The organism is Microbacterium sp. 4R-513 (assembly GCF_011046485.1).
GTDB lineage: Bacteria > Actinomycetota > Actinomycetes > Actinomycetales > Microbacteriaceae > Microbacterium.
The window spans coordinates 3,766,277-3,779,432 of sequence record NZ_CP049256.1 but is presented as its reverse complement, the minus strand read 5'-3'; the positions used below and the strand labels follow the sequence as shown (position 1 = coordinate 3,779,432).

Annotated in this window: 14 protein-coding genes; 13 read left to right on the top strand and 1 reads right to left on the bottom strand. The window is 67.6% G+C overall.

Translation table 11 applies throughout. The features are described from left to right. Nucleotides 1–325: 325 nt before the first annotated feature. Nucleotides 326–733 carry a hypothetical protein gene (locus tag G5T42_RS16895; RefSeq protein ID WP_165129907.1) on the bottom strand — a complete coding sequence of 136 codons (408 nt, stop codon included), beginning with the start codon at nucleotides 731–733 and terminating at the stop codon, nucleotides 326–328. Nucleotides 734–1,014: 281 nt separating this feature from the next. Between G5T42_RS16895 and G5T42_RS16890 the strand changes: the two genes are divergently transcribed. From G5T42_RS16890 to G5T42_RS16830, 13 genes are all read left to right on the top strand, one after another. Beyond that, nucleotides 1,015–2,340 carry an MFS transporter gene (locus tag G5T42_RS16890; protein ID WP_165129906.1) on the top strand — a complete coding sequence of 442 codons (1,326 nt, stop codon included), beginning with the start codon at nucleotides 1,015–1,017 and terminating at the stop codon, nucleotides 2,338–2,340. 239 nt (nucleotides 2,341–2,579) lie between these two features. Further along, nucleotides 2,580–3,398 carry a glycosyltransferase family 2 protein gene (locus G5T42_RS16885; RefSeq protein ID WP_241245878.1) on the top strand — a complete coding sequence of 273 codons (819 nt, stop codon included), beginning with the start codon at nucleotides 2,580–2,582 and terminating at the stop codon, nucleotides 3,396–3,398. A 574-nt stretch (nucleotides 3,399–3,972) separates the two neighbouring features. After that, nucleotides 3,973–4,269 (top strand): DUF1905 domain-containing protein, encoded by a 297-nt coding sequence (locus G5T42_RS16880; protein ID WP_165129904.1) that lies wholly within the window; start codon nucleotides 3,973–3,975, stop codon nucleotides 4,267–4,269. A 294-nt stretch (nucleotides 4,270–4,563) separates the two neighbouring features. Beyond that, entirely contained in the window at nucleotides 4,564–4,950 is a 387-nt protein-coding gene (locus tag G5T42_RS16875; RefSeq protein WP_206535669.1) for a type II secretion system protein, read from the top strand. A gap of 62 nt (nucleotides 4,951–5,012) precedes the next feature. Then, nucleotides 5,013–5,402 carry a type II secretion system protein gene (locus tag G5T42_RS16870; RefSeq protein WP_165129903.1) on the top strand — a complete coding sequence of 130 codons (390 nt, stop codon included), beginning with the start codon at nucleotides 5,013–5,015 and terminating at the stop codon, nucleotides 5,400–5,402. After that, the gene (locus tag G5T42_RS16865; protein ID WP_165129902.1) at nucleotides 5,399–5,926 is read left to right on the top strand and encodes a prepilin-type N-terminal cleavage/methylation domain-containing protein; all 528 of its coding nucleotides are present in this window, start codon (nucleotides 5,399–5,401) and stop codon (nucleotides 5,924–5,926) included. Before G5T42_RS16870 ends, G5T42_RS16865 begins: the two co-directional genes overlap by 4 nt. After that, nucleotides 5,923–7,536: a DUF342 domain-containing protein gene (locus G5T42_RS16860; RefSeq protein ID WP_165129901.1), complete on the top strand. Its 1,614-nt coding sequence runs from the start codon at nucleotides 5,923–5,925 to the stop codon at nucleotides 7,534–7,536. Before G5T42_RS16865 ends, G5T42_RS16860 begins: the two co-directional genes overlap by 4 nt. Before the next feature lies 1 nt (nucleotide 7,537). Continuing rightward, on the top strand, nucleotides 7,538–8,353 hold the full coding sequence (locus G5T42_RS16855) for an A24 family peptidase (protein WP_165129900.1): 816 nt from the start codon (nucleotides 7,538–7,540) through the stop codon (nucleotides 8,351–8,353). A gap of 21 nt (nucleotides 8,354–8,374) precedes the next feature. After that, the gene (gene pilM, locus G5T42_RS16850) at nucleotides 8,375–9,415 is read left to right on the top strand and encodes a pilus assembly protein PilM (RefSeq protein ID WP_165129899.1); all 1,041 of its coding nucleotides are present in this window, start codon (nucleotides 8,375–8,377) and stop codon (nucleotides 9,413–9,415) included. Further along, nucleotides 9,415–10,068, top strand: a complete 654-nt coding sequence (locus G5T42_RS16845; RefSeq protein ID WP_165129898.1) for a hypothetical protein — start codon at nucleotides 9,415–9,417, stop codon at nucleotides 10,066–10,068. The genes pilM and G5T42_RS16845 overlap by 1 nt, the downstream gene beginning before the upstream one ends. After that, on the top strand, nucleotides 10,068–10,778 hold the full coding sequence (locus G5T42_RS16840) for a hypothetical protein (RefSeq protein ID WP_165129897.1): 711 nt from the start codon (nucleotides 10,068–10,070) through the stop codon (nucleotides 10,776–10,778). Before G5T42_RS16845 ends, G5T42_RS16840 begins: the two co-directional genes overlap by 1 nt. A 2-nt stretch (nucleotides 10,779–10,780) precedes the next feature. Next, on the top strand, nucleotides 10,781–11,914 hold the full coding sequence (locus G5T42_RS16835; RefSeq protein ID WP_165129896.1) for a type IV pilus twitching motility protein PilT: 1,134 nt from the start codon (nucleotides 10,781–10,783) through the stop codon (nucleotides 11,912–11,914). Between the two features lie 2 nt (nucleotides 11,915–11,916). Further along, a complete protein-coding gene (locus G5T42_RS16830; protein WP_165129895.1) occupies nucleotides 11,917–13,155 on the top strand; it encodes a type II secretion system F family protein in 1,239 nt (412 codons plus the stop codon). Nucleotide 13,156: the final 1 nt, after the last annotated feature.

Below are 13,156 nucleotides of genomic sequence, written 5' to 3'. Positions count from 1 at the left end.
AAGACGGTGACGTTCGGCCCGAAGTCGGGGTGGGTGGGATCGATCGGCTGCGGGGGGCGCGGCGTAGGCCGGGGCGGCCACGAGCGCTCCTGCGATGAGGGCCGCGCCCGCGGTCACCGACGCGAGAAGACGCGTGCGATGCCGGGACCGGCTTCGGGTTTCGGTCGGGGGGTTCATGCGACTTTCCTCTCCATCGAGGGTGACCGGCGGTTCGCCGCGTTTACTTACTGAACTGTAACCAAATCGTAGGAGCGCGCTCAAGAGCGAAACTACAAGGCGCCGCACCTCTTGCGAAGAGGTGCGGCGCCTGGCGTTCGCTTATCGGCTAGTCGCGTGTCCGCAGCTCACGGCCGTGGACGACGACCGCGTAGATCACGAGCAGGTCGAGGCCGATGATGAGGAGCGCCCAGAGCGGCTGATAGGGGAGGAGCGTCAGCTGGCTGATCGCGTTGAGACCGACGACGATGACCGCGATGGTGCGCGCCCACGTCGCGCCCCGGATCAGGAACACGCCGACGAGCACGAGCACGAGACCGAAGATGAGGTGCCACCAGCCCCAGCCCGAAACGTTGAGGAGCCACAGGTCGCCCTCGCCGTTTCGGAAGTAGGCGCTGTCCGGCCCGACCACGGCGGCGAGGCCGAAGAGGAAGTCGAAGACGCCGGTGATGATCAGGACGATGCCGCCGAAGACGGCCCATCCGACCCAACCGGACTGCTGCTGCGTGTTGGACAAGGTGGAGACTCCCTTCTGAGTCGATCCGCTCTGCGGCGGACCAGCGCGGGGCACGGCGTGCATCGTGCCTTGCTCCGATGGTGGCGTCGCGCCCCGGGCGCGTCGATGAGGACGGGCCCGCGTTCACCCGCGCGGGGTGACGTTTTCCCCGTGTGACCGCGCTGCCGCGTCATGCGCCGACTCGCGGCATCCGTCGTCGTCATACGGCGAGATCCAGGCGACGGATGCCTCGGCGAGGCCCGCCTCGCCCCACTCAGCGCGAGGGATAGCCTGAACGCGACATGACGAATCGGACTGCCCGCGTGCCGCGGACGCCTGCTCTGCGACCGTGGTCGATGGTCGTCGGGCTGGGGTTCGTGAGCCTGCTGATCGACATGGTCGCGGATGGCTCGGCCGCCGTGAGCGGCGCGATGCTCGAGGAGCTCGGGGCGACGGCCCTGCTCGTCGGCCTCGTGACGGGCGGCGCCGAGGCGCTGGCGCTGCTTCTGCGGCTCGCGACGGGCCCGTGGGCCGACCGCACGGGTGCGTACTGGACGTTCACGATCCTGGGCTACGCGCTCACGGCGGTGTCGGTGCCGCTCCTCTTCTTCACGCCGATGCTCGGCGCGGCCGGCCTCGCGGTCGCGAGTGCGCTGCTGCTGATCGAGCGCACGGGCAAGGCGATCCGCGCTCCCGCGAAGACCGTGCTCCTCGCCGATGCCGCGGGTGCAGTGGGGCGGGGCAAGGGTTTCGGCGTGCACAAGACGCTCGACCAGATCGGCGCCTTCGCCGGTCCGCTCGTCGTCGCCGGCGTCGCCGCGATCGCGGGGAGTCTCTGGCCCGCGTTTCTCGTGCTGATCATCCCCGGCGCGGCCGCGATGGTGCTGCTGTTCTGGCTGCGCGCAAAGGTGCCCGATCCGAGCCTCTACCGCACCGAACGAGGGGAGGCCGAGGCATCCGTCGCCGCCGAAGCCCCCGCCGCGATGGGTCCGGAGTCGCCCGCCGCGTCGGAGTCTCCCGCTGTCTCGACGGCCGTGGACACACGGGCCGATGACGGGCCGTCGCGCGAAGCATCACGGACGTTCCTCATGTTCTCGTTCTTCGCGGGGCTCACCGAGTTCGGCCTGCTGAGCTTCGGCGTCATCTCGTTCCACCTGGCCGCCGCGGAGCTCGTGACCGTGAGCGCGGTGCCGCTCGTCTACGCCGTCGGCATGGCGGCCGCCGCCGTCGCCGCGATCCTCACGGGGTGGTTGTACGACCGGTGGGGCGCCGCGGTGCTGCTGTCGGTGCCGGTGATCACCGTGTTCGTGCCGGGGCTCGTGCTGGGGCCGACCGTCGTGATGGTTCTCGCGGGAGTTGTCCTGTGGGGCGCCGCGTCGGGAGTTCAGGACTCGACAGTGAAGGCCCTCGTCGCAGATCTCGTGCCCGGTGGCAAGCGGGGTTCGGCGTACGGCTCGTTCGCCGTGTTCCAGGGGGTCGGAGCGCTCGCCGGAGCTGTGGTGGCGGGGGCCCTGTACGACAGCATCCCCGTGCTCATCGCGATCGTCGCCGTTCTGCAGGTGGCGGCGCTGATCCTTCTCGTCGTGGTTCTGCGCCGCCGCGCCCGCCTCTCCCGCCCCGGTCCCTGAGCTCGTCGAAGGGCCGAACCCGCCGCCGCCGGTGACCGGTCCCTGAGCTTGTCGAAGGGTCGAACCCGCCGCCGCCCCCGACCCGGTCCCTGAGCTTGTCGAAGGGTCGAACCCGCCGCCGCCCCCGACCCGGTCCCTGAGCTTGTCGAAGGGTCGAACCCGCTGCCGCCGGTGACCGGTCCCTGAGCTTGTCGAAGGGTCGAACGCCTCCCCGCCCGGCGGAGAGTATGGTTCACCTCGTGTCCTTCTCGCCGCGCGTCACGGTCGTCGTTCCGTGCCGTGACGACGCCGAATTCCTCGACGCCTGTCTGACGGCGCTCGCGGCGCAGACGCATCCCGCCGACCGCGTCATCGTGGTCGACAACGCGAGCACGGATGCCTCCGCCGCCGTCGCGCGCGCGCACGGTGTCGACGTGATCGAGGAGCCGCTCGTCGGCATCTGGCCCGCGGCCGCGCGCGGCTACGACGAGGCGCGCGGGACGGCCGATATCATCGCCCGCCTCGACGCGGACTCCCGCCCCCACCCCGACTGGATCGCCCGGCTCGTGCGCGCCTTCGTCGCCGATCCCGGCCTCGGCGTGCTGACGGGGGGAGCGGAGTTCTACGGCGCAAGTCCCCTCGTCAACTACCTCGGCGAGCACTGGTACGTCGGGGGAGGGCACTACTGGATCAAGAAGTTCCTCGGCATCCCGCTCGTCTTCGGGTCGAACTTCGCCATGCGCACGTCGGTGTGGAACCGGGTGCGCGACCAGGTCGACCGCACGAACGCGGGCATCCACGACGACCTCGACCTGACGATCCGCCTGCGTCCGTCGGACGGCGTTCGATACGACCCCGAGCTGCGCATGCCCGTCTCGGCGCGCCCGCTCACGACCCAGCGCGGCCTCTGGCGGCGCGTGTGGCGGGTCGTTCCGACCTTCGCGGCGAGCTGGCCGGAGGGGGCCGCCTGGCATCGCCGAGCGGATGCCGCGTCATCCGGATCCCGCGACTTCGACGACGTCTCGGCCGACATCTGGTCGCCGGTCGATGACGACTGGACGCCCGAGTTCGGCCGCTGACGGCTGCCCCTGGAGGGCCGTCCGACCTGCTCTGTCAGTCCGCGTCAGCGCTCGCCCCGGACGGCGTCTCGCAACGGTGCGCGGTCGGTGCTCAGGGACGGCTGAGCTTGCCGAAGGGGCGCACCCAAGCCCCCGGATATGCCCCGGAGTACGACCCTTCGACAAGCAGCTCAGCCCTTCCCCGTCTACCGGACAACGACTGCGCGGCAGCGTTGTCATTCATGCGCATGGTGTTCGCGGTTGTTCGGGCGATCACTCCGCGACGAACGTCGCCGTCGCCGCATCGCACCCGCGTCAGCAGTCCTGGTCTCCTCGCTTTCTGCACATCATCGTGCGGAATCTCCCAAGTGCGAGGTGTTGCAACAGCACAGGAATACACCTGTTACCCGCCCTTTCGCAAGAGACGGGGCGACGAAGGAGCGATCCGAGTCCGGACGCGCACTCAACCGGACACCTCGCGCAGCGCCGTGCGTGCTGGTCTCCCGGATCAGGGGCAGCACGCACGGCGTCAGGCGGGCGTGGGCGATGGGGCCCGCTTCGCGGGCTGTCGTCACCGCTGGCTACGCTCGGAGGCATGATCGTGGAGTTCGAGGGCGAGATCTTCCGCTGGGACGCCCGCACCGATTCCTGGTTCTTCACGGCGCTGCCGGCTGACCTGAGCGAGCAGATCCGCGAGATCCCTCGCCCCTTCCGCGGCTTCGGCTCCGTGCGCGTGATCGCCCGCGTCGGAGCGTCCGAGTGGCGCACGTCGATCTTCCCCGACTCGTCGCACGAGGCCTACGTGCTGCCGCTCAAGAAGGCGGTTCGGGATGCCGAGCACCTCGTCGACGGCGGCTCGGTCTCGGTGCACCTCCAAGTGCTGGACGGCTGAACCCGGTATCACTCCGGCTGATACCGGGTATCACGGGCGGCGTTGCGGATTCGTGATGATCAGCACTTGACCTTTGATGAGAAACCTCTCACACTGTCATGCGGGAGGGGATCCACGCAGCGCGTGTATTCCAAAACCCAGCTCTGCGAAGACTGGGACACGTAACTGGGGATATCTGGGGGCCGGACGCTTCGGCGTGCCGGAACATCGCTACTTGGGGTTGTTCGAGGACTGGTGTGAAACCGGTCTAGTCAGAGCTGTCTATACACCTGTCCTCAAACAAGGAGAACGCACGTGCGTGCAACAATTCACAACTACCTCGAGTCCGCAAAGCAGCGTCGCGAGGAGAACGGCGAGAAGGGCTTCTCGCTGATCGAGCTCATCATCGTCGTGGTCATCCTCGGCATCCTCGTCGCGATCGCCATCCCGGTCTTCGGCAGCATCCAGGAGAACGCGCGGATCAACGCGACCAAGTCCGTTGCGGCGGCTGCGGCGACTCAGTGGTCGGCTCAGCTCGCAAACGGCGAGACCCCGACTGAATACAAGACCGGCGACACCAAGATCACCGTGGCGGGCAAGCCGGGTGCGACTGCCACCATCGACTCGGTCTGCGCCACGGCCACGAACACTGACCTGCCGGCGACGGCTCAGTCGTACAAGTCCGGACCGGGCTGCTCCTAGCACGCCGAGCTCGGAGCTGGCGTCCAGTACGCCAGCTCCGAGTCCCAACTTCGGAGCTGCAGATGTCGGGTAGAAATAGAGCCGATCAGGGCTTTGGTCTGGTCGAGGTGGTTATAGCGATCTTCCTCCTCGCGGTGGTGGCGGTCGCCATATTGCCGGGACTGTGGCAGGGGATCTCCCAGTCGGCTAGGCAATCGTCGACGGCGACCGCTACTCGATACCTCAACGCCCTCGTGGAGGAGGCGCGCGACGCGCACTCCTGCTCGGCGCTCAATTCGATCGCCACTCCGTCACCGTCCGCCACCCCGCTGAAAGATGGTCGCGGTCGGGATTTGGTCGTAGCGGGAACCGTCACAAATTGCAGTTCCGGTCGAGCCGCGCGACTCTCTCTGCAGATCACCGGCGACGGCAAAGTCCTCGCCTCCACCACAGCACTCGTCTATATCCCATGACCCATCACACGTCGAAGCGCGATGATGACTCCGGGCTGGGGCTGATTGAGCTCATAGTCGTGCTGGTCGTGACCGGGATCATCATGATTGCGATCGCTTCAATCTTCGTGAATTCCTGGAAGACGCAGGATCAAGTGACGAGCGTGACCGGCAGCACCAATCGTGGCCAAGTCGTTGGGTCGATGATCGAGCGGGCCGTACGAAACTCGCTCTATCTCAGCGTCAACGGTGCGGGAGATGAGCTCCGCGTGCGCACCTCCCTCGACGGTACAGCGCTTAAGTGTCAGGGATTCAAGGTCGCCTCCACGGGCGTGCAGGTCGCAACATCTTCCACGTCTATCGGCACTACCTGGCCGGCGTGGAAGCCCGCCATCAAGGCGGTCGGCGGAGCGCCCTACTTCACCCTCACGAACGGCGTTCTCTCTTACAGCTTCGACATCCAGACGGAATCCGCTCCGGTGCGGATTAGCGGCGACGTCGCAGTTCGATCAGATCAAGAAACAGGTAACGGCGGATGTTGGTGATTCAGCGACTGCTCGCGCGGGCGAAGTTCCGCAGCGACGAGAGCGGCGCGATCCTCGTCACGGTGGTCGTGGTGATGTTCGTCGGCTTCATCGTCGCGGCGACGATCGCGGCATCCGTCATGTTCACGATCGGCGCCAACGACACCAACAAAGACCGTACCGAGGCCTTCATCGCTGCCGAATCCGGCCGCGATGTGGGGGTTGCGGCCGTTACCGCCGGGTGCACGGCGACGACGCTCACCGGCACCAACCCGACCTACACCACCAAGATCTATTCGACGAGCGGTACCAAGCCGACCTCGGCCACGGACGCCGGCGTCACGCTGGGGTGCCCGTCGAGCACCTCGAAGTACGTCGTCTTCCGCACGACCGGCACGGGCCCCGACGGCGCGACCACCACGATCGACTCCGTTTATCCGTGGACTGTCACGTACTCGAACGTCCCGGGCGGCGTCGTCACCTACTTCTCGGGCAGCGTCTCGCAGAGCGTGTCGCACTACACAGGCGACCTCGTGCTCCGGAACGGAAACTGGGCATGCCCTAACGGCGGCACGCTCGACGGCGACCTGTATGTCCTGAACGGCACCGTGAGCCTCAGCACCGGATGCATCGTCAACGGCGACATCTACGCGAGCGGCAACGTCTCGAGCAACTCCCAGTCGTGGCACGTCAACGCCCGAGCGGGCAGCACGAGCGCTGGCAACATCACCACCAACGGCACGGTTTCCTTCGACGCCAACGGCAATCCGACTGTCGCCGGGTACATTTCGGCCAAGGGAAACATCAAACTCAACGCGACGGGCGGTGGCGCTGCGACGGTCGGCGGCACGGTGACGACGAAGGGCACGGCGGTTGTCGACTTGCCGGCCTGGACGACCGGGGCCGTGACCCAGAACTCGCCATCGGACCCCGTGTTCGACCCGACGCTCGCATGGTTACGCGCCGCGACGAAGTGGATCGACCTCGACGGCGCGTCGAGCTGGGGAACGTCCGCGCCCATCAACTGCGCGAGCGATCTGCAGAACGCGAACACCGCCACGGCCAAGGTCAAGCCACTGCTTTCTTCGGGCACGACCCCGCTCGTCCTCAACTTCAGTGGGTGCACGAAGGACGTCAAGCTGGATCTGACCGGATCCGTGCCCGTCACCCGAAACGTCGTCGTCATCTCGCCGAAGGACCAGGGACTCACGATCTCGCTGGGTGGTCTCACGGCCGCCGCCGGCAGCAACTTCCAGCTGCTGTTCGTCCATGCGGACGGCAACCGCGACGACCGCGACGCGTCGGGCGACCCGAAGCCGACGTGCGGAAGCTCGGGCACGCGCAACGCGCAGGACGGGTTCGGCACCACCGGCTCGATCGCGTCGAACATCAGCGTCATGATCTACTCGCCGTGCGGCCTCAGCGGTACGGTCACGGCGAGCTTCGCGGGTCAGCTGTACACAGACGACACCACGAACTTCCACTCGGGGTCTGCCTACACCTGCAAGCCGATGAGCTGGGGCACGGCTCTTCCCAGCCTCGGCTGCACGATCAAGGGATCCGGCGGCATCATCGACTCGAGCACGCTCGTGCAGCGTCTCGACGGCCTCGTCTACCAGTCGGAGAAGTAGCGTGGCCGTCCTCGTCCCCTTCACCGTCGTCGTCTCAGGCATTCTGGGCCTCATCATCGGCTCCTTCCTGAACGTCGTGGCCGTGCGCGTGCCCGCCGGCATGCCGCTCGCGCGCGAGAGCCGGTGCCCCCACTGCGATGCGGCCATCAAGCCGTGGCACAACGTGCCCGTCGGCGGGTGGCTCATCCTGCGCGGGCGCTGCGCGTCGTGCGGGAAGGGCATCTCGCCGCGGTATCCGATCGTCGAGGCGATCACGGGCGTCTTCTTCGCGCTCGTCGCCTGGCTCACACTCGCGACCAGCACCGCACCCCTCCCGGCGACGTATGCGGTGCTGGTCGCGTTCCTCTACTTCGCGGCGATCAGCGTCGTGCTGACGCTGATCGACCTCGACACACACCGCCTTCCGAACGCGATCGTCCTGCCGAGCTACGTCGTCGCCGGCGTTCTGCTCACGGCAGCCTGCGTGCTGGGCGCGGACTGGGGCCGGCTGCTGACGGCCGTCATCGGCATGGCGATCCTCTACGGCTTCTATTTCGTCATCCGCCTCATCCGTCCCGACGGAATGGGCGGCGGAGACGTCAAGCTGGCCGGCGTCGTCGGTCTCTATCTCGGGTGGCTGGGCTGGGGAGCCCTCGCCGTCGGGGCGTTCGCAGCCTTCGTGCTCGGCGGACTGTTCGGACTCGCACTCATCGCTGTGCGCCGCGCCGGGCGGCGCTCAGCGATTCCTTTCGGCCCGTGGATGCTCGCCGGAGCATGGGTCGGAATCTTTATGGGGCAGGCGCTCGGCGCCTGGTACGTCAGCCTGCTCGGACTCTGAGCAGGCAGGGGAGAGGGAAACATGGCATCGACAGTGGTCGGCCTGGAGATAACAGAAGAGAGTGTGCGTGCCGTAGAGATACGGCGTGGCAAGACTCCCGTCCTCGTCGCGGCGGGCGAGATCGCGCTGCCGGAGGAGGCGGCGCGGGACTCGGAGGTGATCGATCGGGATGTCGTGGCGATGGCGCTGCGGCAGTTGTGGTCGACCTTCGCGTTCAAGGGGCGTGAGGTGACGCTCGGTGTGGGAAGCCGCCGGATCCTCGTGCGCGAGTACACGACGCAGGCGATGGCGCCCGAGATGCTCCGTCAGGCGCTTCCGTACCAAGTGCAGGACCTCCTGCCCGTGCCCGCCAATCAGGCGGTGCTGGACTTCTACCCGGTGTCGCAGATCGGCGACCAGGTGTCGGGACTCCTCGTCGCGGCCGTGGCCGAGACGATCGAACAGCTCATCGCCACGACCGACCGCGCGAAGCTCAAGACCCGGGCGGTCGACCTCGTGCCGTTCGGTCTCGCGCGGGTGGCCAAGCGCATCGCCGTCGCGGGCGACACGATCGCGATGATCCACGTCGGCGACCACACATCGCACGTCGTGATCGCCACCGACGGGGTGCCGCACTTCGTGCGCATCCTTCCCGCCGACGTCGCGACGGCCGCCGTGCGGCGACGCGACGAAGCGCTCAACTCTCTCGTCGACGTGCCGGTCGAGGAGTTCGCCCTAGAGACCGTGCCCCCCATGCCGGCCAGCGTCACGCGCACGCGGGCCGCGCTGCGGACGGGCGGTGCCGGGGATCCCTCGGTCGCCGACCTCGTCAGCCGCATCCGCAGCACGGTGTCGTTCTTCACGAACCGGCCCGGCGCCCCGCGCATCTCGGCGGTGGCGGTGAGCGGCGCCGGCTTCCTCGCGCACGGGGTGTCCGAGTCGCTCACCCGCGCCTTCGACGTTCCGGTGCGAGGCATCCACGTCGCCGATGTCGTGAAGATCAGCAGCGGGCTCGCTCTCCCCGAAGAGCTTGCGTTCAACGCCGTCAGCACGCTCGGCATCCTGCTCGGGGAGGGGAACTGATGGCCCGCACAGCACCCGCGCTGGCGTTCGCCGGCGTGCCGCGCGTCAACCTCATGCCGCCGGTCGAGATCGAGCGTCGTCGCCGCGCCTCTCTCGCCCGCGGCTGGGTCTGGGGTGTGCTCGCGGCAGTCGTCGCGGCCGTCCTCATCATCATGGGCGCCTTCGCGCTCAAACTCCTCGCCGACCAGCAGCTCGCGGCGCAGCAGGCGCAGACGAACCTCCTCACCTCGGAGCTCGCGGGCCTGTCCGACGTCAGCGGCGCGCTCGCGACGGAGCAGGAGCTGCAGTCATTCCGCTCCGATGCGATGGGCGGCGACTTCGCGTGGTCCCCGATCGTGGCGTCCATCCGCAGCGCGCTGCCGCCCGACGTCACCCTGGTCGGGTTCGATGTCGTGAGCGGCGGAGTGCCGCAGACCGCCGACCCGGCGACGGAGATCGGTCTCACCGGCACGCTCACGCTCGAGAGCCCCACGCCGATCGACCTGCCGGCCACGGTGCGCGGCATCCGCGGCCTGGCAGGCGTGTCGTCGGTCGACGGCCGTTCGCTGTCGACGGGTCAGCAGACGGTCGGCTCCTACGTCTACGAACTCGACATCGCGTTCGACCAGTCCATCTACTCCGGACAGTTCGCGACGCAGGAAGGCGGCGAGTGATGCCTCGGTCGCTCATCAACCTCATCGGCGTCGTCGTCATGGTGGCGGTGCTCGCACTCGGCATCTTCCTCGTGGCAGTTCCCGTCGGCTTCCAGGCGCTGGACGTCGTCGGCCAGACCGCGACCGTCGCGAACACGAACGCTATGTATCAAGCCCAGGTCGACAGTCTCACCGAGCAGCAGAAGCAGCTCGACGACATCGAGGCCTCGGTCGCGGGGCTGCAGACGCAGATCACGCCGGCGAACGACCTCGACGACGTCTTCGAACTGGTCGCCACCGCGGCGGAACGAGCGGGTGTCTCGATCACGGGGATCACCGCCGGCGACGCCGTCGCGTTCGTCGAGCGCACCGGTGCGACGACGATCGACGAGACAGCGCAAGCCGCCGAAGCAGCGCCCGCTCCGGATGCCGCGACCGCCGATCCGGCGGCGACGCCCGCACCCACGGATGCCTCTACTCCGGCGGCTGCGGATGGCGCCCAGGGTGCTGTCGCCGCGGATGGCACCGCGGCAGCGCCCGCCGGTCGCACTCAGGTCGACTTCTCGATCAACGTGACGGCGGACTCGATCGACCAGGTCGTCGCATTCCTCGACGAGCTGCGAGGCGGACCCCGACTGCTCGGCCAGGTGAAGACGACCGTCTCTCCGACCGGCACGGGCTTCGACGTGACCGTGTCAGCGCTCACCTTCGTCATGCCGAAGGAGGGCTGATCATGAGCCCGAGTGCACTCGATGGGCTGCTGCTCGCGGCCTCCCGGTACGACGCATCCGATGTCCACCTGACGGCCGAAGCTCCGCCGCTCATGCGCGTCGACGGCGACCTTGTGCCGATCCCCGGATACACCGACCCGCTCTCCGCCCTCTGGGTGGAGTCGGCCGCGTTCGGACTCATGGCGCCTGCGCAGCGCGACGAGTTCGACGAACGCCACGAGGTGGATCTCGCGCACGCGTCCGAAGGCCTCGGGCGCTTCCGCGTCAACGTGTTCCGCCAGCTCGGATCGATTGCTGTCGCCCTCCGTTTCATCCCGCAGCGCGTTTTCACCCTCGAAGAGCTGGGGGCGCCCGCCATCGCGCGCGACCTGGCGCTCAAGCCGAGAGGCCTCGTGCTGCTCACGGGTCCGACGGGCTCGGGCAAGTCGACGACCCTGACAGCGATGGTCGACATCATCAACAACACGCTGCCGGCGCACGTGATCGCGATCGAAGATCCGATCGAATTCCATCACGAGAGCAAGAGGTCCCTGATCCACCAGCGCGAGGTGGGAGCCGACACGGGATCGTTCGCCGAGGCCCTGCGCCGCGTGCTGCGCCAGGACCCCGATGTCATCCTCATCGGCGAGCTTCGCGACCCGGAGTCGATTCAGACGGCGCTCTCCGCGGCGGAGACGGGCCACCTCGTTCTCTCAACCCTGCACACGCAGGGCGCGGCGAAGAGCGTGAACCGCATCGTCGATGTGTTCCCCGCCGATCAGCAGCAGCAGATCCGGACGCAGCTCGGCGACACCCTCCAGGGCATTATCAGCCAGACGCTCATGCCGCTCGCGCAGACGGGCGGCCGGACGATCGCGACTGAAGTGCTCATCAACACGCCGGCGGTTGCGAACCTCATCCGTGAGGGCCAGGTCGCGCAGCTCTACACGGCGATGCAGGCCGGTGCGCAGGTGGGCATGCACACATTGGATCAAGACCTCCGGCGACTCGTCGAGGAGGGCGTCATCGCGGCACACGTCGCCCGGATGTTCGCGGTCGATCCGAAGTACCTCGACGGCGTGCATGTGCGGCCGCGCGACCTCGATGCCGAGGCGTGGTCGATGCACGCCGGCGAACGTCAGTACCAGGGGATCTGATCATGGCGATCGTTCAGGAATTCACGTACCGCGCGGTCGACCCGCGCGGCGGCAGCGTCATCAAGGGCTCGATGGAGGCATCCAGCGAGTCGGCGGTGACCGGCAAGCTGCGCGCTCAGGGCCTCACGCCCCTCGAGATCTCGCCGCTCTCCAAGACCGGTCTCAACCGCGAGATCAAGATCCCGGGCCTCGGCGGGACGGTCAAGGCCAAGTCGCTCGCCATTTTCACGCGGCAGATGGCGGGTCTGCTGAACGCGGGCCTTCCGCTCATGCGGACCCTCTCGATCCTCATCGAGCAGACGGAGGACAAGCGGCTGCAGCCCGCCCTCGTGAAGGTGCAGGCGGATGTCGAGAGCGGCTCGTCGTTCTCGCAGGCACTGTCGCGGCATCCCGAGATCTTCCCGCCTCTCATGATCAGCATCGTGCGGGTGGGCGAGACGGGTGGATTCCTCTCGCGGGCGATGATGTCGCTCGCCGAGAACTATCAGAAGGAGTCCGAGCTCCAGAACAAGATCCGCGCTGCCGTCACCTACCCGACGATCGTCCTCATCATCGCCATCATCGGCGTGCTGGCGATGGTGACCTTCGTCGTACCGGTGTTCGAGAACATGTTCGCGGGGCTCGGCACTTCGCTTCCGCTGCCGACGCAGATCCTCGTGACGATCTCGCGCAACATGTGGTGGATTCTGCCGCTCCTCATCGTCGTGGTCGGCGTCGCCTGGGTGTGGTGGCTCCGCAACCGGAATAAGGAGAGCGTGAGGAGGGTCATCGACCCCTTCAAGCTCAAGATGCCCATCTTCGGCAAGGTCTTCACGAAGATGGCTGTGGCGCGGTTCAGCCGCAACCTCTCGATGATGCTCGACGCCGGTGTGCCGATCATCCAGGCGCTCGCGATCGTGGGCCAGGCCTCGAACAACTGGGCGGTCGAGCGGGCCGTGCACGACATCCAGGACTCCGTGCGACAGGGGCGCTCGTTCTCCGGGCCGCTGGCCAAGGCGGGCGTGTTCCCGACGATGGTCCCGCAGATGGTCGCGGTGGGCGAGGAGTCGGGAACGCTGTCGGAGATGCTCGCGAGCATCGCGGACTTCTACGAGGACGAGGTCGAGACGGCGACCTCGCAGCTCTCGGCGACGATCGAGCCCGTCCTCATCGTGGGCCTCGGCATCATCATCGGTGCCATGGTCATCTCGCTCTACCTGCCCATCTTCACGCTCTACGGGGATCTCGCGAAGCAGGCGTAGG